23 protein-coding genes are annotated in these 21,277 nt (G+C 39.0%); 9 read left to right on the forward strand and 14 right to left on the reverse strand.

What is annotated here, in order from left to right:
* Positions 1 to 57 precede the first annotated feature (57 nt).
* On the reverse strand, positions 58 to 444 hold the full coding sequence (locus QZ620_RS02710) for a DUF1573 domain-containing protein (protein ID WP_295178850.1): 387 nt from the start codon (positions 442 to 444) through the stop codon (positions 58 to 60).
* Between the two features lie 134 nt (positions 445 to 578).
* Here QZ620_RS02710 and QZ620_RS02715 point away from each other — a divergent pair, with 134 nt between their 5' ends.
* Positions 579 to 3,209, forward strand: a complete 2,631-nt coding sequence (locus QZ620_RS02715; RefSeq protein WP_295178852.1) for a valine--tRNA ligase — start codon at positions 579 to 581, stop codon at positions 3,207 to 3,209.
* Positions 3,210 to 3,268: 59 nt separating this feature from the next.
* Here the strand turns inward: QZ620_RS02715 and QZ620_RS02720 are convergent, their stop codons facing one another.
* From QZ620_RS02720 to rsfS, 6 genes are all read right to left on the reverse strand, one after another.
* The gene (locus QZ620_RS02720) at positions 3,269 to 3,538 is read right to left on the reverse strand and encodes an acyl-CoA-binding protein (RefSeq protein ID WP_295178855.1); all 270 of its coding nucleotides are present in this window, start codon (positions 3,536 to 3,538) and stop codon (positions 3,269 to 3,271) included.
* A gap of 10 nt (positions 3,539 to 3,548) precedes the next feature.
* Entirely contained in the window at positions 3,549 to 4,202 is a 654-nt protein-coding gene (locus QZ620_RS02725) for a phosphatidylserine decarboxylase family protein (protein WP_295178857.1), read from the reverse strand.
* A complete protein-coding gene (locus QZ620_RS02730) occupies positions 4,192 to 5,028 on the reverse strand; it encodes a phosphatidate cytidylyltransferase (protein WP_141876954.1) in 837 nt (278 codons plus the stop codon). Before QZ620_RS02730 ends, QZ620_RS02725 begins: the two co-directional genes overlap by 11 nt.
* A 3-nt stretch (positions 5,029 to 5,031) precedes the next feature.
* Positions 5,032 to 5,643 (reverse strand): LUD domain-containing protein, encoded by a 612-nt coding sequence (locus tag QZ620_RS02735; RefSeq protein ID WP_295178860.1) that lies wholly within the window; start codon positions 5,641 to 5,643, stop codon positions 5,032 to 5,034.
* 94 nt (positions 5,644 to 5,737) lie between these two features.
* Positions 5,738 to 7,795 (reverse strand): ATP-dependent zinc metalloprotease FtsH, encoded by a 2,058-nt coding sequence (gene ftsH, locus QZ620_RS02740; protein WP_295178862.1) that lies wholly within the window; start codon positions 7,793 to 7,795, stop codon positions 5,738 to 5,740.
* Between the two features lie 22 nt (positions 7,796 to 7,817).
* Positions 7,818 to 8,189: a ribosome silencing factor gene (rsfS, locus tag QZ620_RS02745; RefSeq protein WP_141876957.1), complete on the reverse strand. Its 372-nt coding sequence runs from the start codon at positions 8,187 to 8,189 to the stop codon at positions 7,818 to 7,820.
* Between the two features lie 92 nt (positions 8,190 to 8,281).
* On the opposite strand from rsfS, the gene QZ620_RS02750 reads away from it, so the two are divergent.
* The gene (locus QZ620_RS02750) at positions 8,282 to 9,010 is read left to right on the forward strand and encodes a biotin--[acetyl-CoA-carboxylase] ligase (RefSeq protein WP_295178866.1); all 729 of its coding nucleotides are present in this window, start codon (positions 8,282 to 8,284) and stop codon (positions 9,008 to 9,010) included.
* Positions 9,011 to 9,043: 33 nt separating this feature from the next.
* Here the strand turns inward: QZ620_RS02750 and QZ620_RS02755 are convergent, their stop codons facing one another.
* Positions 9,044 to 9,436, reverse strand: coding sequence for an SRPBCC family protein (locus QZ620_RS02755; RefSeq protein ID WP_295178868.1), 393 nt, complete (start codon positions 9,434 to 9,436; stop codon positions 9,044 to 9,046).
* Between the two features lies 1 nt (position 9,437).
* Positions 9,438 to 10,079: an orotate phosphoribosyltransferase gene (pyrE, locus tag QZ620_RS02760; RefSeq protein ID WP_295178870.1), complete on the reverse strand. Its 642-nt coding sequence runs from the start codon at positions 10,077 to 10,079 to the stop codon at positions 9,438 to 9,440.
* An 8-nt stretch (positions 10,080 to 10,087) separates the two neighbouring features.
* On the opposite strand from pyrE, the gene QZ620_RS02765 reads away from it, so the two are divergent.
* The gene (locus tag QZ620_RS02765; protein WP_295178872.1) at positions 10,088 to 10,711 is read left to right on the forward strand and encodes an NUDIX domain-containing protein; all 624 of its coding nucleotides are present in this window, start codon (positions 10,088 to 10,090) and stop codon (positions 10,709 to 10,711) included.
* Here QZ620_RS02765 and QZ620_RS02770 read toward each other — a convergent pair.
* A complete protein-coding gene (locus QZ620_RS02770) occupies positions 10,679 to 12,430 on the reverse strand; it encodes a M14 family metallopeptidase (RefSeq protein WP_295178874.1) in 1,752 nt (583 codons plus the stop codon). The two genes, QZ620_RS02765 and QZ620_RS02770, sit on opposite strands and share 33 nt — an antisense overlap.
* A gap of 221 nt (positions 12,431 to 12,651) precedes the next feature.
* Here QZ620_RS02770 and QZ620_RS02775 point away from each other — a divergent pair, with 221 nt between their 5' ends.
* Together QZ620_RS02775 and QZ620_RS02780 are read left to right on the forward strand one after the other, a co-directional pair.
* Entirely contained in the window at positions 12,652 to 13,887 is a 1,236-nt protein-coding gene (locus QZ620_RS02775) for a sorbosone dehydrogenase family protein (RefSeq protein WP_295178914.1), read from the forward strand.
* A gap of 9 nt (positions 13,888 to 13,896) precedes the next feature.
* Positions 13,897 to 16,188 (forward strand): TonB-dependent receptor, encoded by a 2,292-nt coding sequence (locus QZ620_RS02780; protein ID WP_295178876.1) that lies wholly within the window; start codon positions 13,897 to 13,899, stop codon positions 16,186 to 16,188.
* Here QZ620_RS02780 and coaD read toward each other — a convergent pair.
* A complete protein-coding gene (gene coaD, locus QZ620_RS02785) occupies positions 16,185 to 16,646 on the reverse strand; it encodes a pantetheine-phosphate adenylyltransferase (RefSeq protein ID WP_295178878.1) in 462 nt (153 codons plus the stop codon). The two genes, QZ620_RS02780 and coaD, sit on opposite strands and share 4 nt — an antisense overlap.
* Before the next feature lie 17 nt (positions 16,647 to 16,663).
* The gene (locus tag QZ620_RS02790) at positions 16,664 to 17,641 is read right to left on the reverse strand and encodes a D-alanine--D-alanine ligase (protein ID WP_295178880.1); all 978 of its coding nucleotides are present in this window, start codon (positions 17,639 to 17,641) and stop codon (positions 16,664 to 16,666) included.
* A 101-nt stretch (positions 17,642 to 17,742) separates the two neighbouring features.
* Between QZ620_RS02790 and QZ620_RS02795 the strand changes: the two genes are divergently transcribed.
* The 4 genes from QZ620_RS02795 (at position 17,743) to QZ620_RS02810 (ending at position 20,937) form a co-directional block, all read left to right on the forward strand.
* Positions 17,743 to 18,366, forward strand: a complete 624-nt coding sequence (locus QZ620_RS02795; RefSeq protein ID WP_295178882.1) for a PASTA domain-containing protein — start codon at positions 17,743 to 17,745, stop codon at positions 18,364 to 18,366.
* Positions 18,356 to 19,414, forward strand: a complete 1,059-nt coding sequence (locus QZ620_RS02800; RefSeq protein ID WP_295178884.1) for an RluA family pseudouridine synthase — start codon at positions 18,356 to 18,358, stop codon at positions 19,412 to 19,414. Before QZ620_RS02795 ends, QZ620_RS02800 begins: the two co-directional genes overlap by 11 nt.
* Before the next feature lie 91 nt (positions 19,415 to 19,505).
* Complete coding sequence (gene yaaA, locus QZ620_RS02805) at positions 19,506 to 20,267, forward strand: peroxide stress protein YaaA (protein WP_295178886.1); 762 nt, start codon at positions 19,506 to 19,508, stop codon at positions 20,265 to 20,267.
* A 4-nt stretch (positions 20,268 to 20,271) separates the two neighbouring features.
* The gene (locus QZ620_RS02810; RefSeq protein WP_295178916.1) at positions 20,272 to 20,937 is read left to right on the forward strand and encodes a uracil-DNA glycosylase family protein; all 666 of its coding nucleotides are present in this window, start codon (positions 20,272 to 20,274) and stop codon (positions 20,935 to 20,937) included.
* Between the two features lies 1 nt (position 20,938).
* Here QZ620_RS02810 and QZ620_RS02815 read toward each other — a convergent pair whose 3' ends face one another.
* Positions 20,939 to 21,073, reverse strand: coding sequence for a 30S ribosomal protein THX (locus tag QZ620_RS02815; protein WP_141876970.1), 135 nt, complete (start codon positions 21,071 to 21,073; stop codon positions 20,939 to 20,941).
* The gene (locus tag QZ620_RS02820; protein WP_295178889.1) at positions 21,074 to 21,217 is read right to left on the reverse strand and encodes a hypothetical protein; all 144 of its coding nucleotides are present in this window, start codon (positions 21,215 to 21,217) and stop codon (positions 21,074 to 21,076) included. It lies immediately after the preceding gene.
* Positions 21,218 to 21,277: the final 60 nt, after the last annotated feature.

The raw sequence follows: 21,277 nt of genomic DNA on the forward strand, positions 1-21,277 counted from the left end.
CAGCATAAAAAAGCCTCCTGTAGAGGAGGCTTAGGTATTTACTTTTAGAAGTTATCCTTAACTTTCTGTGTCATCTGTTATCTGACCCTTTATTTTCAATGCTTTGATAGGTTCTTCAGCATTCGAATAAACCGTAACAGTTTTTCTGATATGTCCAACTCTTTTAGTGTCATACTTTACTTCTATTTCACCCATTTCGCCAGGCATGATCGCCTTTTCGGGTTTCTTGGGGATCGTACAACCACAGCTGGATTTCACATCTTCCACGATCAAAGGTTCGTCTCCTACGTTCTTAAATTTGAAGACACGTACTCCATCGCTACCTTTTTTTATAATACCATAGTCGATCGTCTCAGACTCGAACTCGAATTTGGCCGAGTTTTGCGCCTGGGTAGTAGCAAATCCTGCCAGTACGAAAACTACGATTGCAATCAATTTTCTCATAATTCAGTTATTTAATCGGATTAGTAAATATAAGCTGAAATGCCTTAACTCTCAAAATTTTAATCATTTCAGCAGCTTTCATAATCCTTCATTAATAATTACTTTTGCCATTATTTCAAAAACCAGACCAAGAAATGGCAATTGCTTCACAATACAATGCGAAAAAAGTAGAGGATAAGTGGTATGACTACTGGATGAAGAATAACTACTTTCACTCTGAAGTAGACGAGCGCGAACCTTATACGATAGTGATCCCGCCACCTAATGTTACGGGAGTTCTTCATATGGGACACATGCTGAACAATACCATTCAGGACGTGCTGGTTCGTAGAGCGAGATTGAAGGGCTATAATGCTTGCTGGGTGCCGGGTACAGATCATGCTTCCATCGCTACAGAGGCTAAAGTTGTAGCCAAATTGAAGGAGGAAGGTATTGATAAGAATGACCTAAGCCGTGATGAATTTCTACAACATGCCTGGGACTGGACTCATAAGCATGGTGGAATTATTCTACAGCAATTGAAACATCTTGGAGCCTCCTGTGACTGGGAGCGGACTAAGTTTACAATGGACGATAACATGTCTGCTTCAGTGATCAAAGTTTTTGTAGATCTTTACGAGAAAGGTCTTATTTACCGTGGTTACCGTATGGTGAACTGGGATCCTCAGGCAAAAACCACACTTTCAGACGAAGAAGTGAATTATGAAGAGCGTAATGGAAAGCTTTTCTATCTAAAATATAAAGTAGAAGGTAGCGATGATTATCTTACCATTGCTACGACAAGGCCGGAAACCATCCTTGGAGATACCGCAATTTGTATTAATCCTAACGACGAGCGTTTTGCACATCTTCGAGGCAAAAAAGCGATTGTGCCAATTTGTAATCGAACTATTCCTATTATCGAGGATGAATATGTGGACATGGAGTTTGGAACAGGATGTTTGAAAGTTACTCCTGCGCATGATGAGAACGATAAGAACCTGGGAGAAAAGCATAATCTGGATGTTATCGATATCCTGAACGATGATGCCACCCTGAACAATTATGGTTTACATTATGAGGGAAAGGATCGTTTCGTTGTTCGTGCAGAGATTGTAGAGGAACTGGAGCTTTCTGGAAACCTTTCAAAAGTGGAAGATCACGTTAATAAAGTGGGAACCAGTGAAAGGACAGGTGCCGTGATCGAACCGAAACTTAGCGATCAATGGTTTCTGAAAATGAAAGAGATGGCGGAACCTGCTATCAAGGCTGTAGTAGGAGATGATATAAACCTGGTGCCAGAAAAGTTTTTGAACACTTATAAGCACTGGATGGAAAACGTTCGAGACTGGAATATCTCCCGACAGTTGTGGTGGGGACAGCAAATTCCTGCTTTTTTCTACGGAAATGGAAAAGAGGATTTTGTGGTAGCTGAAACTGCTGAACTGGCACTGGAGAAAGCCAGGAAAGTTACTCAAAATGAATCACTACAAGCTGAAGATCTTACTCAGGACAAAGATGCCTTGGACACATGGTTCTCATCATGGTTGTGGCCAATGAGCGTCTTTAACGGAATCCTGGAGCCGGAAAACAAAGAGATACAATATTACTATCCTACCAATGACCTGGTAACAGCGCCTGAGATTTTATTCTTCTGGGTAGCGCGTATGATCATGGCAGGTTATGAATACCGTGGAGAGAAACCTTTTAAAAATGTATATCTTACCGGAATAGTTAGGGATAAGCAGCGTCGTAAGATGTCAAAATCTCTGGGGAATTCACCAGATCCTCTTGGTTTGATCGAGCAATACGGGGCAGATGGTGTTCGTGTGGGAATGCTATTGAGTTCTCCCGCCGGGAATGACCTCATGTTCGATGAAGATCTGTGTAAGCAGGGTAGTGCTTTTACAAATAAAATATGGAATGCTTTCAGACTCGTAAAAGGCTGGGAGATTTCAGAAGAAATAGAGCAACCGGAAACTGCGAAGAAAGCGATCGAGTGGTATAAAGCAAAATTTCAGCTTAGTCTTAGAGAGATTGAAGACCATTATTCTAAATACAGGATAAGTGATGCGCTTATGTCTACCTACAAGTTAATATGGGATGATTACTGTAGCTGGTTCCTTGAAATGGTGAAACCTGGTTACGGGGATCCAATAGATGCGGTTACTTACAACCAGATCATCGAAGTACTTGAGGACAACTTAAAAATACTACATCCATTTATGCCATTCGTTTCTGAAGAGATCTGGCAAACTATTACTGAAAGATCTTCAGAAGAAGCATTGATCATTGCAAAGTGGCCGGAACAAACTTCATTTGATGAAACTATCATCAAGGAGTTCGCACATGCCTCGGAAGTAATTGCAGGAGTAAGAAAGATTAGAAAGGACAAGAATATTGCCTTTAAAAATCAGATAGAATTAATGGCAATGAATAATGAGAATACCAGCAATAGCTTTGATTCTGTTATTGCAAAAATGGGTAATATCTCCAGTTATAATTACGTAACTGAAGCTGCTGTAGGTGCTTTGTCTTTTAGAGTACGAAGCAACGAATACTATATACCTATTGTTGGAGCGATTGATGTAGATGCTGAAAAGGCCAAGATCCAGGAGGAATTATCTTATACTGAAGGTTTTCTGAAATCTGTAGATAAGAAATTATCCAACAAAAGATTTGTAGACAATGCGCCAGAAAAAGTGGTAGCTATAGAAAAGGCTAAAAAAGCAGATGCAGAAGCTAAAATCGAAGCTTTGAAAGCCAGTCTCAAAAACCTGAGCTAGATATAAACAAATTAAGCAACAAAAAAGAGGATCATGTGATCCTCTTTTTTTGTTTTATACTAGTTGATCTTACCTATATATTCTTCAACCAGTTCTATATATCTATCTTCTGCTTCCTTCTTACTAAGTTTTCTTACCTGCACCAAAGCATTGATCTTAAAAGCGCTTCTTAGATCGCCCTGATTGCCTGGTGGAATATAGAAACCATTTCTTTCCGTAGCACGCTTGTAAAGTGCGTAGAAATGTAGCATAACATCTGGAGGAAACTGTTCCTCAGTCTTACTGGCCATTTCATAGGCTTTAAGAAATTTCATATTTTCTTCTGCCATGGTGTGGTTATTATACAACATCAGCAATTACGCTTACGCCGCCTTTTACTTTGTCATTAATTCCAACCCTGACCTTGGTCCCAATAGGTAAGAATACATCTACGCGGCTACCAAATTTGATAAAGCCACTATCACTTCCCTGAACTACCTCAGTTCCCTCTTCAGCATAATTCACAATACGTTTAGCAAGTGCTCCCGCAATTTGTCTATATAGAACTTCTCCAGCAACCTCATTTTCTACAACGACAGTAGTCCTTTCATTTTCTTCGCTGGATTTAGGATGCCACGCGACAAGAAATTTACCAGGATGATATTTGCTGAATTTCACTTTTCCTCCAACCGGGTGGCGGGTAACATGCACGTTCAATGGCGACATGAAAATTGAAACCTGTAATCTTTTATCTTTAAAGTATTCTTTTTCAAAAACTTCTTCGATTACTACAACTTTACCATCAACAGGAGAAACTACATGTTCGTTGTTATGAATTGTAGGTCTCTTGGGATTTCTGAAGAACTGAACGATCAATAAAAAGAAAAGTACTGAGGCTACCAGGATGGCAAATTTCAACCAGTAAAGGTCAATTAAGCTATAAGTTACTACGTTGATCGCAATTAGGATCAGCGCAGTCAATATCATTAATTTGTATCCTTCTTTATGAAACATAATTCAATATATATAAATATGCATAGACGAATGGGCTTGCAAATATAATACTATCCAGCCTGTCAAACAATCCACCGTGACCAGGCATCAATTTTCCGCTATCTTTTACGCCAGCCTGTCTCTTAAATTTTGACTGGATCAAATCTCCCAATGTACCGAAAATGCTCAGTATGATAGCCATTCCTAACCATATGAGCGGTGTGTTAAACTTGCTGAAATCAGAAAGAGTTGTGGGAAACAACGGGCTATAATACCATATCGCGTAACTCATAAGGCAGCTAAATACGAGTCCACCTAGGAAACCTTCAACCGTTTTATTCGGACTGATTTTTTCATAAAGTTTATGTTTTCCGAAGTTTTTACCTACGAGATAAGCAAATGTATCGTTGGTCCATATCAAAAAGAATATTCCTATCACCAGCTTCGGAATAAATACACCTTCTATCGTAGGAATGAGGGTGAGGAAGATCGTAGAGGAAATAAGATAAAAGATAATGATGATGTATTTCTTCTTTTCGAAAACAGGAATTTTTTTAACGATGATAAGATCCTTGACCAGAAACAAGTTCACAAAAATCGTAATGAAGAGTAACATTACAGTGGCATCCTGGTTAAACTTAAGAAAACTAAATAGATAGAACAGTACCGCCTGTAAAATGAACAAAGCGTAGCTTTTGAGTCGGAGTAGTTTTTGCATCTCAACCAGGCAAACCAGGCTCAATAGGTAAAAAAGAATTATAAATATTAATTCTGAAGAGAGTATCGAAGCAACCAAAATGGCTGTATACAATAGTCCTGATACAGTACGTATAATGGTTTCCTTCATAAATTACAGATCTTCCAGCAGTAGCAGGTATAAGTTCTTCGTACTACTTCCGTAACTCATGAAATCACCTTCTTTTTGAGTTTCAAAATTCTTTATAGTAGTAATGTTTGAAGGGATTTGCTGCTTGTTTTTAAATTTGATACCTCTTAGTCCTTCTCCTATAGTGTCAATTAGCTGACTTGTACTCGAAAGGATGATGAAATTAGCAGGAAGGTCGTGAAGTTTTCTTTCCTTGATCTGGTTGGATGATATTAGAATCGAACCATCGTTGGCAACAAGAAATTCACAAGTTGAAAGATAGAATTCTGCTTTTGCCGAATGATTGAATTCGAGGTTGAAACCTTTGAACTTTTCCTTAAGGTTATCATCAAAGCAACAGCATTCTGTTTCGTACCAATCGTTTTCAAGGAGAATATTATCGAAAGCTTCCTGTACTTCAGTTTCATCAATGCAGTATAAGAATTTCCCCCCGTTATTTTTAAAATTAAGCATAAAACGCTCATCAGTAGGTAATTTTACCTCTGGCATATATTTCCCGCGGTCTGCTTTCTCAGGCGTGTCCTGATCCTGCTCTGCTCTCGCCTTGGGATTAAGAAACCTTTTGAATAGATTCATGGGGTTGGGTTCTGATTCTTAGACATTTTATCAAAGTTAAAAAATCTGAAATTAACCCTTGTTTAATTTCAGATTTTTTAGCTATAGTTCTACACTACTTATTAACCGAATCGGGATCGAGTTGATCATTCGGTTTTGAAGCTGAATCATTGGAGCTAATAGTTTCGTTTGAAACATCGTTCCCCTCTGGAAGTGTGTTGGTTTCTTTAACCGGTTTTCCAATTGGCTCTTCTCTTTCGTAAGGTCTTTTTCCGAAGATCTTTTCAAGGTCATCCTTAAAGATCACTTCCTTGTCAAGAAGAATATCGGCCAGTTGAGAAAGCTTATCCTTGTGCAGTTCCAAAAGATCAATTGCACGTTTATATTGTTCTTCAATAAGATTTGAAATTTCCTTATCAATTAATTCGGAAGTTTTCTCACTATAGGGCTTTGTAAAGTTGTATTCACCCTGTCCTGAACTATCGTAATAGGTAAGATTTCCAACAGCATCATTTAAACCGTAAATGGTTACCATTGCTCTCGCTTGTTTTGTAACTTTTTCAAGATCACTGAGTGCTCCAGTAGATATCTTGTTAAAAATAACTTTCTCTGCGGCACGACCACCAAGAGCAGCACACATTTCATCAAGCATTTGCTCTGGACGAACTATTAGGCGTTCTTCCGGTAAGTACCATGCAGCTCCAAGAGATTGTCCACGGGGGACGATAGTAACTTTAACCAGCGGGGCAGCATGTTCTAACATCCAGCTTACTGTTGCATGACCAGCTTCGTGGAATGCAATAGCTTTCTTCTCACTAGGAGTGATGATTTTATTCTTTTTCTCTAAACCACCTACGATTCTATCAACAGCATCCAGAAAATCCTGTTTACCTACTGCTTTGTTTCCTTTACGAGCAGCGATCAAGGCCGCTTCGTTACAAACATTCGCAATATCTGCACCAGAGAATCCCGGGGTTTGCTTAGCTAAGAATTCAGTATCAAGTTCATCAGCAACTCTTTTTAAAGGAGCTAAATGAACTTCGAATATTTCTTTTCTTTCATTAAGATCTGGAAGATCCACATAGATCTGTCTGTCAAATCTACCTGCACGCATCAAAGCTTTATCAAGAACATCTGCACGGTTGGTTGCAGCGATGACGATAACATTTGTATTCGTTCCAAAACCATCCATTTCAGTTAACAGCTGGTTCAAGGTGTTCTCTCTTTCGTCATTAGAACCGGAGAAATTACTTTTTCCTCTTGCTCTACCTATAGCATCGATCTCATCTATAAATATGATAGATGGAGACTTTTCTTTCGCCTGTTTGAATAGGTCACGTACTCTGGAAGCACCAACACCAACGAACATTTCTACGAAATCTGAACCAGATAAAGAGAAGAAAGGAACTTTCGCTTCACCAGCAACGGCTTTTGCTAATAAAGTCTTTCCTGTTCCAGGAGGTCCTACTAGTAAAGCTCCCTTTGGAATTTTACCTCCTAATGCTGTATATTTCTCTGGTTGCTTAAGAAAATCTACAATTTCCTGTACTTCTTCCTTGGCACCTTCAAGACCTGCAACATCTTTAAAAGAAGTTTTAACGTCTGTGTTCTGATCGAATAATTTTGCTTTGGACTTTCCTATGTTGAAGATCTGTCCGCCAGCTCCGCCACCACCTCCGGCGCTCATCTTTCTCATGATAAATATCCATACACCAATAATCAAGATGAATGGAAGCAGGGTAAGGAAAAGATCGCCCAGAATGTCGCTGCTCGTATCGTAAGTAACTACCGTCGTTAAATTGTTCTCGTTTTTGATCTCGTCGATGTCGTCTTCAAAATTCTGAAGATCACCAAATTGAAATGAGTAAACCGGAGAATCTCCGCTCGAAAACAGGTCTGGATCGATGTTTTTCTTATGTATTTCTTTCTCTTTTGCTTCCTGAGTAAGAAACACATGCGCTTGATTACGGTTGATGATCTCAACTCTCTCTACATCACCGTTTTTAAGATATTCTTTAAATTCTGCTGGGTTTGTTTTTGCAGGTTCAGAGAAGCCGCCGTTCCCGAACAAATTGAGACCAAGAAATATTATAATGATCGCAGCATAAATCCAGTAAGCACTGAATTTAGGTTTTCTGGGATCGAGTTTTTTCTTCGCTTTTTGATTCGCCATTATGTCTTGCTAAAAATTAAATTTAATAACTTGTTTGGATAGAAGTGATCTTCGCGTCTCCCCAAAGGCTTTCAATATCGTAAAATTCCCGGATATGCTTCTGAAAAACATGTACAACAACGTTGACGTAGTCCATTAGCACCCATTCGGCATTCTCGCTACCTTCGATGTGCCAGGGTTTATCCTTTAATTCTTTACTAACCGTTTTTTGTATGGAATTGACTATGGCGTTAACCTGTGTGTTTGAAGTACCGTTACAGATTATAAAGTAGTCACAAACTGTGTTTTCAATTTCTCTAAGATCAAGGATATCAATGTCATTACCCTTTACTTCCTCAATCCCTTTAATAATATGTGCAATAAGTTGATCGCTGTTTTTTTCCTTTTCTGACATTAATTTGATTTATTTATGCAAATTTATCATTTTTTGCTCTTTTCGAAGAGATTCTTACAGAAGATTTAACGCCTATATCTCTTATAACTATCATGCGTATAATCAAAGTTGATGCCATTGACTCTACCAACACTTTCGTGCGTAAGTTCTATGACAATAAAGGTCATTTTGAACCTGTGTGTGTGAGTGCAGCTCATCAAACAAACGGCAGGGGGCAGAGAGGTGCTAACTGGGATGTGCAACCCGGTCATAATCTCACTTTTAGTATACTTTACCCACAACGGGAACTCAATATATCGCGATATTTCAATCTCAATATCTGTATATCCCTGGCTATTTTAGAGGTTCTTGGAGCTAAAAATATACCTCATCTCAAGGTTAAATGGCCTAACGACATTATGTCACAAAGAAAAAAGCTCGGAGGAATCCTTATCGAAAATATTGTCAAGACCGAAGGCATTGTCGCAAGTATCATTGGGATTGGTATTAATGTGAATCAAACCAACTTTAATAATCTGCCCCAGGCCACTTCTCTAAAGAATGTCACCGGTATGCACTGGAATGTTGATGAACTGCTTCACGAGCTTTGCGAAACTCTTGATCTTCAATTGAAGGCATTAAGTAAAATGAGTACAGAAGAGCTAATGTATGAGTATCAGCAGAACTTATTCCGAAAGGATATCATTTCCACGTTTGAAACTAATGGATCCAGATTTAACGGCATTATAAGAGGGATTACTTCCGAAGGAAAATTGAAAGTAGAGCAGGAAGAAGATTTATTGCAAACTTATGATCTTAAGGAGATCAAATTGCTGTATTAAAAAAGCCGGATTTGAATCCGGCTTTTGTAAAGTTTAGAGCTTACCAATATTCTCCGTAAGAGAATTGATGAACTTCTGCAGCGGGCCTTTGATCATCATTCCCATCATCGCATTAAATTTTCCTACAAAATCCATATGCACTTCACTGCCGTTTTCACCAGCAGAAGCAATATGGGTATTTAAGCTAAATGGAAACTTATCTGAAGTAGATCCAAGAACCACTAATTCCGGTTCCTTTGTTTCTGTGATCCTCAGTTTAATTTCTGGCATACCTTTCAGTTGAAAAATAAAGGTATCTTCAGCAGTAACTACGAACTTTTCCTTGCTCTTAGGCATGATCTCCTCGTAGTTTTCAACATTGGTCAGGAAATTAAACATTTCCTGCTGACTTTTATTCGCTTGTACTTTTTGACTTTCTAATTTCATATTATGGTTTCCAGTTTGCCGGATCTTTTCTCCAGGTTCTAAGAATATCGGCTTCTTCAGTGTTTATATAATTAGTGTTCTGAGCAGTGTCTATCAAATGATCGTAATCGCTCAAAGTGTGTAGATCTATTTTTGCTGCTTTAAAATTTTCTTCGGAAGCATCAAAACCATAGGTGAAAATAGCGAACATCCCTTTAACATTGGCACCAGCTTCTTTTAGTGCGTTCACCGCATTCAGACTGCTTTTACCGGTACTTATAAGGTCTTCGATAACGACAACGCTTTGTCCCTGCTCCAGGTTTCCTTCGATCTGGTTTTTTCTACCATGGCTTTTTGGTTCAGGCCGCACATAGACAAATGGAAGACTCAAATATTCTGCTACCAGCATTCCAATTCCTATAGCACCGGTCGCAACTCCAGCAATAACATCTGCTTTGCCGTATTTCAATTCAATTTGCTTGGCGAAATGCTCTCTAACATAGTTTCTTATGCTAGGGTAGGAAAGAATAATTCTGTTATCGCAGTAGATTGGCGACTTCCAGCCGCTAGCCCATGTAAAAGGCTCTTGCGGTTCTAATTTTATTGCTTTAATTTGCATTAAAAGCTCAGCGGTCTTTTTTGCTGTTTCCTTATTCAAAATCATAGATACAAATGTATAAAGTTTTTGTGAATGATATCCCCATAATAATTTCTACGAGAAAGGATTTTGGAGGAAACTATAAGAACTATCGATTAAAAACAGTTCGTCTTAAAAAAATAGTCCGGAAGATCCTGGATGGTAGACTCACCCACGTAAATCTTTATAATAAGGATGAAACCAAATTGCTGGATCTTCTTCTGAAGAAAATGAAGGTAGTTACTGCTGCCGGTGGTATGGTGATCAACTCAAAGGAAGAAATCCTATTTATCTATCGCAATCATCGTTGGGACCTTCCGAAGGGGAAAACAGAAAAGGATGAAAGTATTGAGGATTCCGCTATTCGTGAGGTAGAGGAGGAGACCGGTGTTCAGGGACTCGAGATCAAACGTTTTATCACCAGAACTTTTCATATTTTCAAAAGGAATGGCAAACTTCGCCTGAAGGAAACTTACTGGTACGAAATGTATACTGAATATGAAGGTGAATTAGTTCCGGAAGCTAAAGAAGGGATTAAAAAAGCTAAATGGAAGAATTATGAGAAGACCCAGAAGGCACTCACCAAATCCTACGCAAATATCTTGATGCTTTTTCCTGAACGTTATTTAGCGGGGCAATCTAAAGATAGGATAGCGTAAATGTGCTTCTTCGTAGTTTGAAGATTGCTTATGCAACCAATCCAGTTGCGCATACCAGTTATTTCTGAAATCTGCGTCTTCCCTTTTCTTTTGATCGAATTCCCTCTGAAGATCAGCATCGTTTTCAAGCAATTCTTTCGCTTTATCTTCGAAAACATAAGGAGAAAAGCCTTCTTTCTGCTGAAGTACGGTATCAAAGAAATTCCAGTTGAAGAAAGAATCTGTCGCAGTAGGTTCCAGAGTTTCCAGAAGATACCGCGCTCCATCCTGAAAAGTAGTTACCAGGAAGTCACCTTTTCTAAAATGAACTTCCTCCGTGGATTTACTCACTTTTGTATTCTGATGTGGGTAATGACCTTCATATGGGTTTTTTGAAGTATCGTAATCCTCAATCTTATAGACTTCAACCTGAATTAGTGTATCACGATCGAACGATTCCATCTTAATATTATTCATTCTCAATCGATCCACAACTTGCCACCAACCCTGGGGAATTACATAAGCTCGTGGGATCTCTACCTCTTCAGTGACCTTGAAATTATCGTAATACTCTATTTCTTTAGTAAATTTTTTATTATCGTCGTACTTCAGGCGTTCGCCACCTGTCACTTCGCTGGCTATATTTTCAGCTTCATAGCCTTTAAAATCTTTCTTGCTCGGGTTTTCCTCGTCAACTTCAAATTTCAGGTTATAATGCCTGTCTGTTAAATACTTTCTTTTAGCCTGGTTGCGTAAATCCTTGATTCTGGATGATTCTTTGTCTGTGATCCTGATCATGGACTGCATCAATTCGTAGGTTCCATATACCCGCCTGTCATATCTTTTAAGCATATGTGTTTCAACCATCATTCCAAGGGTATTCCACAAAGTGGTGTAACCTGTGCTGTATCTTGGTGAATCCATAAACTGGGAAAAACCTGCTTCAGGAACATCATTGAAGACATTTACATAAGGCGTGATATCCCAATTCTTGTTCTTTAAGGAATCTTCCAGAGCGGGCATCATGGTTTCATTTAAATATTTACCAAGATTCCCTCCAAGTTTGTCATGCTGAGTGAAAAGGTGTGTAAGTGTATACTGGTAATCTGCGCCATTACTTACGTGATTATCGATAAATACTTCCGGGTCTATGTAATGAAAAATCTCGTAGAAGGTTTGAGCATTTTTGGTATCGGCTTTTATAAAATCCCGGTTAAGATCATAATTACGCGCATTTCCGCGGAAACCGTATTCCTTTGGGCCATTTTGATTGGTTCTTGTGCCGGAGTTACGATTTAGTGCTCCGCCAACATTGTAAATAGGAATGGTGGCAACGATCGTATTCTTTGGTGAGTTAATGGAATCTCCAGCCATATCTCGAAAAAGCATCATGGTCGCATCGATTCCGTCACTTTCTCCAGGATGAATCCCATTGTTGATGAGGATGAAACTGTGCGACTTACGTATTTTGTCCAGGTCAAATTCTCCATCAGCATTGTAAATTGCCAGGTGCAGAGGATAGCCGCTATCTGTGCTTCCAAATTCAATAAGGTCTACGGAAGGATATGCTTCGGCAAGTTTCTCATAATAGCTAATAACGTCCTCGTAGGTGCCAGTTTCCTTACCACCAGATTTTTCGAAACGCGTTTCGAAATCGTAATCCTTAACCAGTTTGTATTTCGAAAAGTCGCAAGAACTAAAGCTGATTGCCAGCCCCAATATCAACCACAATTTTTTCATAAATATTTCTAAAAATGGAAGCGTAAACTTACTCAAAAACTGACACTCTTGCTAAAAATGAGAGCATTTCTAGAAGCTTGCTGGTCAATGTTAAATTAAAACTAATCCCTTCGCCAGTTTCCTGCAGCCATTTAAAACAGGTTATTTTTGTTGAAAACTGAAAGATGAGAAAGAATATAAGAAATCTGTGTTTGGCTGGAACCGTCCTGTTTTCGGTAAATATGACCGGTCAGGCTATCGAGAATCTAAGTGAGCAGAAGAAGAATGAATTAGCTCAATCTGGACCAGATATCGTTAAAACGACCGTTGGGGAACTAAAACTACCAGCACCGTTTTCAACTGAATCTGTAAGTAAGGAAAGCAAGCTAGTTGAATGGCCGGAAGGAGAAATGCCTAAGGCACCGGCTGGTTTTAAGGTAACAAAATTTGCCGAAGGCCTTGAACATCCAAGACGAACTTATGTCGCGCCAAATCATGATATTTTCGTGGTAGAGTCTGATGATGCCAAGAAAAGCGCGAATAAGATTACGATGTTTCGTGATAAAGATCAGGATGGAGTTCCTGATGAAAAATATAGTTTTCTTAAAAATCTGAATCAACCATATGGAATGCTGGTGATGGGAGATTGGTTTTACGTAGCCAATGTAGACGGCGTGGTTCGTTTTCCATATAAGGAAGGACAGAATGCTATTGACCAAAAAGGGGAAGATGTTTACGCGCTTCCTGCAGGAGGTTATAATCACCACTGGACTAGAAATATGATCGCCGGTCCTGATAATAAGAAGATATACATCACTGTAGGTAGTTCCAGTAATGTTGGTGAACACGGGATGGAGAAAGAAGAACGTAGAGCCAATATAATCGAGATCAATCCTGATGGAAGTGGTGAAAGAATTTATGCTTCTGGTTTAAGAAATCCAGTTGGTGTGGATTGGAATCCAATTACTGGTGAACTTTGGGCAGCGGTAAATGAAAGAGATAAAATTGGTGATAACCTGGTGCCAGATTATGTGACCAGTGTGAAAGATGGTGGTTGGTATGGATGGCCATATTCTTACTATGGTGATATCAATGATCCAAGATGGGCCAATGATCCACATGATGAATTGGTAGAAAAGGCTATTATTCCAGATGTGCCAGTGGGTGCTCATACTGCATCACTTGGATTGACTTTTTATACTCAAGAAGCATTTCCAGAGAAGTATCATAATGGAGCGTTTGTAGGGCAGCATGGATCATGGAACAGATCGAATTTTGCAGGATATAAAGTGGTATTCATTCCTTTCGATGAGAATGGAATTCCATTGGAACCAGAAGATTTCCTTACAGGTTTTATTGCCAGCGACGATTCAAGCCAGGTTTATGGTAGACCCGTTGGTGTAACAACGCTTCCTGATGGATCGCTGCTTGTGAATGATGACGATGGAAATACAATTTGGAGAGTCTCCGCAGAATAATTAGAAAATTTGAAGAAACTATATTTAGTCCTTACTTTCTTGCTATTCACTTCTGCTATAGTAAGTTCTCAGAATTTTAGCGCAAAAGTAAAGGACTCCGAATCTGGAGAATTTCTGAATGATGTAACGGTTACTGCCGTAAGATCAGGTAAAATCCAGGTAACAGATTCTAATGGATATTTCAGTTTTGACGGAATCAGTTTTCCGTTGAAGCTGAAATTTTCATTTATAGGCTATAAGACCTCTACTGAAATTTTTGATGCTTCAGAAGAAGGAAAAATTATTAAACTACAGCGAGATATTGATGTGCTGTCTGAAGTTGTTTTACGTAGTTCCAATATTCCGCAGAAATTATTGAAGGAATCAGCTGCGGTGAGTGTACTTTCAGCAGAAGATCTTAAAAGAGTAGATGATTTTAATCTGGTGCAAAATCTCAATTATGTGCCCGGTGTTTTTGTTAGTCAGGGAGCGCTGAATACCAATAAGATCGATATTAGAGGAATTGGTGCTCGTGCTCAATATAGTACCAACCGGATCAAGGCTTATATCAATGGAATCCCGCTCACAACTGCGGAAGGCGAGCTAACGCTGGATGATTTTGACAATTCATACCTTGACCGGATCGAGATCTATAAAGGTCCGGTTTCATCAATTTTTGGAGCTGGATTAGGAGGTGCCATCCATCTTTATACTCAGCGAAGCAGGCAGGATCAACGCTCTGTAGAGACGAGTTTTAGCTACGGAAGTTTTAATACCATGAAAACGGGTGTGAATGTGAGCTATGTAGAAGATAGTCTTGATATTGCGATTAATTATAATAAACTGGATAGTGATGGATATCGTGATAACGGTGCTTACGATCGAAATTCATTCGTGGTAACAGCTGGTTTGCTAAATAAAAACGGAAATCGCTGGGATCTTTTCTATAATTATACCAATCTAAAAGCCTATATTCCCAGTTCTCTGAATCTGGATGATTTCCTGAACTCACCCACAAAGGCTGCTTTTACATGGGCAAGTGCTGAAGGTTACGAATCTTATGATAAAAATATCCTCGGGCTGGCCTATACCCATAATTTTTCTGAAAGCTGGAGGAATCAAACCACGGTTTTTCTAAATTCCCGTGATGGATATGAACCACGACCTTTTGATATTCTTGATGAAAACAGGAATTCTATTGGTCTGCGAACCAATTTTAATCACGAAACTTCTATCGCCAGTATGCCTGCGAAAATCAGTTTTGGAGCTGAGGGGATGCTGGAGTTCTACGAAGTTCAAACCTATCAGAATTTATATCAGGATTTTGAGGATCAGGGGAGTGTTCAGGGAAACACTCTAAGCAATAATGAACAGGATCGAAATTATATCAATTTCTTCGGACAGGTTCAGATGGAATTAACCTCGAAATTAACTGCCGATCTTGGAGTGAACTTCAATACTACTTCCTACGATTTGCAGGAAAATTTTAATCAGGATTCAGGAGATCAGTCCGGGGATTATAGTTTTGATGCAGTACTTTCTCCGAGACTGGGATTAAGTTACGAAGCTTTTGCCGGTAAGCATTTTTATGCATCGGCAAGTCATGGATTTTCTACTCCTACGGTCGCGCAAACCTTAACTCCGGAAGGAAATATTAACACAGATCTTCAAACAGAAACTGGCTGGAACTACGAAATAGGCTTTAAAGGAAACTGGCTTGAAAACAGATTATATACTGAAGTCAACGCTTATTCCATACAGATTTGGGACCTTCTGGTAGCCAGAAGAATTAATCAGGATCGCTATGTTGGAGTCAATGCAGGAAAGTCTGATCATTTTGGTCTAGAATTTACTTCAATTTACCGGCAACCAATTTCGAATGATCTCTCGTTGAACTTAATGCTGAATGCGAATCTAACCGATTATACGTTTGATAAATTCGTGGATCTGGGAGAAAATTATTCTGGAAATGAATTGCCGGGTGTTCCGGAATATATGTTGACACCAACTATTGGGTTCGATTATATGGACTTTTCAGCAAATATTAATTACCAGATGTTTGGAGAGATGGCTTTGGATGATTCTAATTCCGGTTATACTGAAGCATACGAATTGCTGAATTTCAGAATGAATTACAATACGAAACTAACCAGTTATTTGCAGGCAGGTGCGAGCTTTGGAATCAATAATATCACAGATGAGCTTTATGCTTTAAGTATCGTTACTAACGCAGTAGGTTTTGGAGGTTCTGCCCCGCGTTATTATTACCCGGGAATGCCAAGAAATTATTACGCGGGTCTAAATTTGAAAATAAACCTCTAATTAGACTGGGTTTTTACGACTTCGGGAACCATAAATTCATAACTTCCACTGTGACGCATCACATCTCTTACCACGGTGGAAGAAATATGAGCAAGACCGGAACTGGATATTAGAAAAATGGTTTCGATACCAGACATTTTGTAATTAGTTTGTCCAATAGCCTTCTCAAATTCAAGATCCTGGCCATTTCGTAAACCTCTCAAAATAAATTCTGAATCTTTGGATTTGCAATAGTCTACGGTAAGTCCGCTGTAAGTTTCTACCAGAATTTTTGCTTCGTCTTTATAAGTTTCTTTAAGAAAATGCAATCTTTCTTCCAGGCTGAACATATATTTTTTACTGGAATTGGTGCCTATAGCCAGAATGATCTTGTCAAATAGAGGCAATGCTCTATCGATAATATCTGTGTGACCTAAGGTTAGCGGGTCAAAACTACCTGGAAAAACTGCTATTCTCATAATACGCGATTTTATTCCTATTGATTTAATGCTGCTTCCACGGCACTACCAAATAGATCTTTTAATGTGATTCCTGCTTTTTCGGCTTGTTGAGGTAGGATACTTGCCTGGCTAATTCCCGGATTGGTATTCATTTCTATAAAATGTGGTTCACCATCATGAAAGATAAATTCTGATCGTGAAAAACCTTTCATTTTTAATTTATGGTAGATCATTTTAGCGATCTCCTGTACTTTCAAAGTATCTTCTTCAGAAATTCTAGCCGGTGTGATTTCCTGGGATTTTCCGAGGTATTTGGCTTCATAATCGAAAAACTCCCCATCAGGAACAATTTCAGTAACCGGCAAAGCGACAATTTCGCCTTTATACATGATCACTCCAACAGAAACTTCAGTTCCATCCAGAAATGATTCAATGATCGCTTCAACATCTTCAGTAAAAGCAGTTTTTGCCGCAGAGACTATTTCTTCTTCGGTCTTAACTTTAGTTACCCCAAAACTACTACCCGCACGATTCGCCTTTACGAAACATGGAAGGCCAACACGATCTACGATAGCCTTCGTGTCGATATCCTCCCCTTTATTCAGAAAATAGTTTGTGGCCGTTTTGACTCCGTAAGGTCTTAAAACCGAAATAAGATCGCGTTTATTGAAGGTGAGTGCCGACTGGTAGTAGTCACAACTGGTTTGCGGTACTCCAATTAGCTCTAAATATGCCTGAAGTAGTCCGTTTTCTCCCGGTGTACCATGAATGGTATTAAAAACGCAGTCAAAGCTAATAACCTTGTCATCGATGGTAACCGTAAAGTTGCTTTTATTGATAGGATAAGGGGTGTCATCTTCTGTAACCACGAACCATTCGCTTTGCAGGATATGAACGCGGTATGGCTCATAAAGGTCACGATCAAGATTTTTATAAACGATATTACCACTGTTTATCGAAATGCGGTATTCACTGGAATAACCGCCCATAGCGATGGCGATATTTTTCTTCATATTCAATATTTCCGGTTTGAAGTCGTTAAACAAAAATATCACTTAATAGGGCAGTCACCAAAACCAAAGGGTTTTATATCTTTGTCCATTATCATGAAACTATGGGATTTTTTCGATTTATTTTCAGCAAGACCTTTTTAATTCAATTGGTGCTTGCCGGTATTGTATTGGTTGTACTTGCTTTTCTGGCTATGCAATGGCTGGATTACTCCACTAATCAGGATCAGCGAATCGAAGTTCCCGACCTGGCCAAGATGAATCTTGATATTGTTGAGGATCGCCTGGATGAACTTAATCTTGATTTCGAAATCCTTGATTCTGCGAATTTCAATCCAGATTTCCCGAGGTATTCAGTTATAGAACAGGCACCTGCACCGGGTAAATTTGTAAAGGAAGACCGTAAGATCTACTTGACACTGAATCCTTCCGGATATCGTAAAGTTGAAATTCCGGAGAATTTGATTAGAAAAACTCGCAGACAGGTAGAACCAACCTTGAGATCTTTAGGCTTTGAGATTGGCGATGTTAGTTACAAGCCAGATATTGCTGAAGATGCTGTGCTGGAGATAAGACATAAAGGTAAGCTGGTGGAAGCTGGTGAGAAATTAATGAAAACTTCTGTATTAGACCTTGTACTGGGCGATGGTAGTGGAAGATATAGAGAACTTGAAGACGATAGTCTGGATGTTCAACAGGAAACTGAAAGCGAAGTAGATGAATTCTAATATAGACCAGAACGACGAAATTGAAGATTATGACCAGAATGAAAGTCTTTATGAACATCATAAGTTCGTAGCAGATTCCGGTCAAAAACCACTAAGAGTAGATAAATTCCTGATGAATTTCATCGAGAATGCTACCCGTAATAAAATTCAGAAGTCGGCTAAGAGCGGAAACATCTATGTAAATGGTGAAACTGTAAAGCAAAATTTTAAGGTAAAAGCTGGAGACACCGTGCAGGTGATGTTCGAGCATCCTCCCTATGAATTCTTGCTGGTGCCTGAAGATATACCCCTTGATATTGAATATGAGGATGATACCCTGCTGGTAGTTAATAAGCCTCCAGGAATGGTCGTACATCCCGGTCATGGAAACTATAGCGGGACTCTTATCAACGCACTAGTACATCACTTTGATAATTTACCGAATAATAGTAGTGATCGACCAGGATTGGTTCACAGGATCGATAAGGACACAAGCGGATTACTGGTGATCGCGAAGACCGAAGAAGCAATGGCGCATCTATCAAAGCAATTTTTTGATAAGACCAGCGAAAGAGAATATGTAGCGATCGTCTGGGGAAACGTAGAGGAAGATGAGGGAACTATAGAGGGAAATATTGGAAGAAACCCAAAGAATAGATTACAGAACTTAGTTTACGAAGGAGACCTTGCAGATGAAGGGAAACCAGCGGTGACGCATTTTAAAGTGATTGAAAGACTTGGGTATGTAACCTTGGTGTCATGTAAACTGGAAACTGGTAGAACTCACCAGATACGAGTTCATATGAAATATATCGGGCATACGCTTTTTAACGATGAGCGCTATGGAGGAGACAGGATCCTTAAGGGAACTACATTTACCAAGTACAAACAATTTGTAGATAATTGTTTCAAAATACTTCCTAGGCAGGCCCTGCATGCAAAAACTTTAGGCTTTACACATCCAAAAACAGGAAAATGGATGAGCTTTAATACTGAAATACCTGAGGATATTCAAAATTGTGTGGATAAGTGGAGATCTTATGCAAAAAGTCAGCTTGAGAATCTTTAGGATAAAAGCTGTCTATTGATCTATCGATAACTAATTTTATTAGGGTTCAGGAATTTTAGTGATTCGGCTTATATTTGGGAAAAACAGGAAAATGAAAATTGTTGTTTCCCCAGCTAAAAGTCTGGATTACGATTCAAAACTACCCAGCGATCGAGGTACACAGCCACAATTTCTGGAAACCACCGCCAAACTCAATAGAAAGTTGTCTCGCCAGACCAAGTCATATCTTTCAGAATTAATGAGTATCAGCGATAAACTGGCTGACCTGAATTATACGAGGTACCAGGAATTCGAAGAAGATCACACCAAGAAGAATTCAAGACCGGCGATGTATGCGTTCGATGGGGATGTATATACAGGTTTGGATGCTTATACAATTCCTACAGATAATCTTGATAAACTACAGGACACCTTAAGAATACTTTCCGGAATGTATGGGATTCTAAGACCATTGGATCTAATGCAGCCGTACAGGCTGGAAATGGGTACTTCTATTGGAATCGAAAGAAATGATAATCTTTATGAAGTCTGGAAAGAAAAGATCACCAAGTCTCTCAATGATGAGTTGAAAGAAGATGAGTTGTTTCTGAATCTTGCCAGTAATGAATATTTCAAGGCTGTCGATACGAAACAATTAAAAGTTCCGGTTATTTCACCAGTTTTCAAAGATTACAAAAACGGGAAGCTTAAAATCATTAGTTTTTATGCGAAGAAGGCCAGGGGTTCTATGGTAAGATATATCATTGACAAGAATTGTGAGACTCTGGAAGATATTAAAGGATTTGATTACGATGATTATCGATTTAGTGAAGAACATACGGACAAAGAAGATCAGCCAACCTTTATAAGATAATATTCTGGAGCTTTTTCATCATACCCATCCATTTCCGCCATTCATTCCTGAAAACGCCACAAGACTCATTGTTGGTACGCTGCCGCCTCCGCGATTTACTCGTAGAGAATTGAAGCCAGATGATGTTGATTTTTGCTACGGAAGCAGGGATGGTTTATTGTGGCCAGTTTTAGATCGTATATTTAAGCTGAACCTGAGATATGAGAATACTTCAGAAGCGATACAACAACGACAGGATTTTTTGAAAAGTAGAAACATTGGGATCTGTGATATTGTGGAAAGTAGCCAGCGTGAAAAGATCAATGCAAGTGATCTGGGAATGCAAAAAGTGGAACTCCGCGATATGCTTGAAATTCTTCGGAAGTATCCAAAAATTGATACGCTACTTTTCACTGGAGGTAATTCTAAAAACGGACCAGAATATTTCTTTAGAAAATATCTCAAAAAACAGTCGGCAGAGGTTAAGCTAAAGATCGTGTCAAATAAATCACCCACTGTTCATCAGTTTATTCTGGATGGGCGATCAATCAAGACTGTTTCGCTTACAGCACCTTCTGGCGCTGCGAATATTTCAATTGGCAGTTCTGAACTTTATAAAGAAATGAAAAAGAAAAACCCTGAATTCAATACTCTTGATTTCAGGGTTCTTCAGTATAAAGAATTTTTCTAGATCATTGCAATTCTTTTTTGTCCTGATTAGCCAGTGTAGTAGGTTTGATCTTAAATTTACGACGTTTTGGTCTTAGCTTCCCGCTGGTTCCAATCGCGATCTTACCTCTTTTAGTTTTCTTATCACCTCTACCCATTTATTTTTTGTTTTGCTGATCTTTAATGGTCTTTTCATCTATATCCACCTTGTTCGTCTTTTCATTGCGATTTCCGGTTGGATTCGTTGGATTTTTCTGCTCTTTCGTTCTTTCCCGTTTGTTATCTTCAATTGGTCCTCCCATAACTAGTAATTTTTATGATTTACTCTAAGATAAGGACAAGTAGTTTAAAAAGCTGCCAAG

The organism is uncultured Christiangramia sp., from assembly GCF_913046405.1.
Lineage (GTDB): Bacteria > Bacteroidota > Bacteroidia > Flavobacteriales > Flavobacteriaceae > Christiangramia > Christiangramia marina.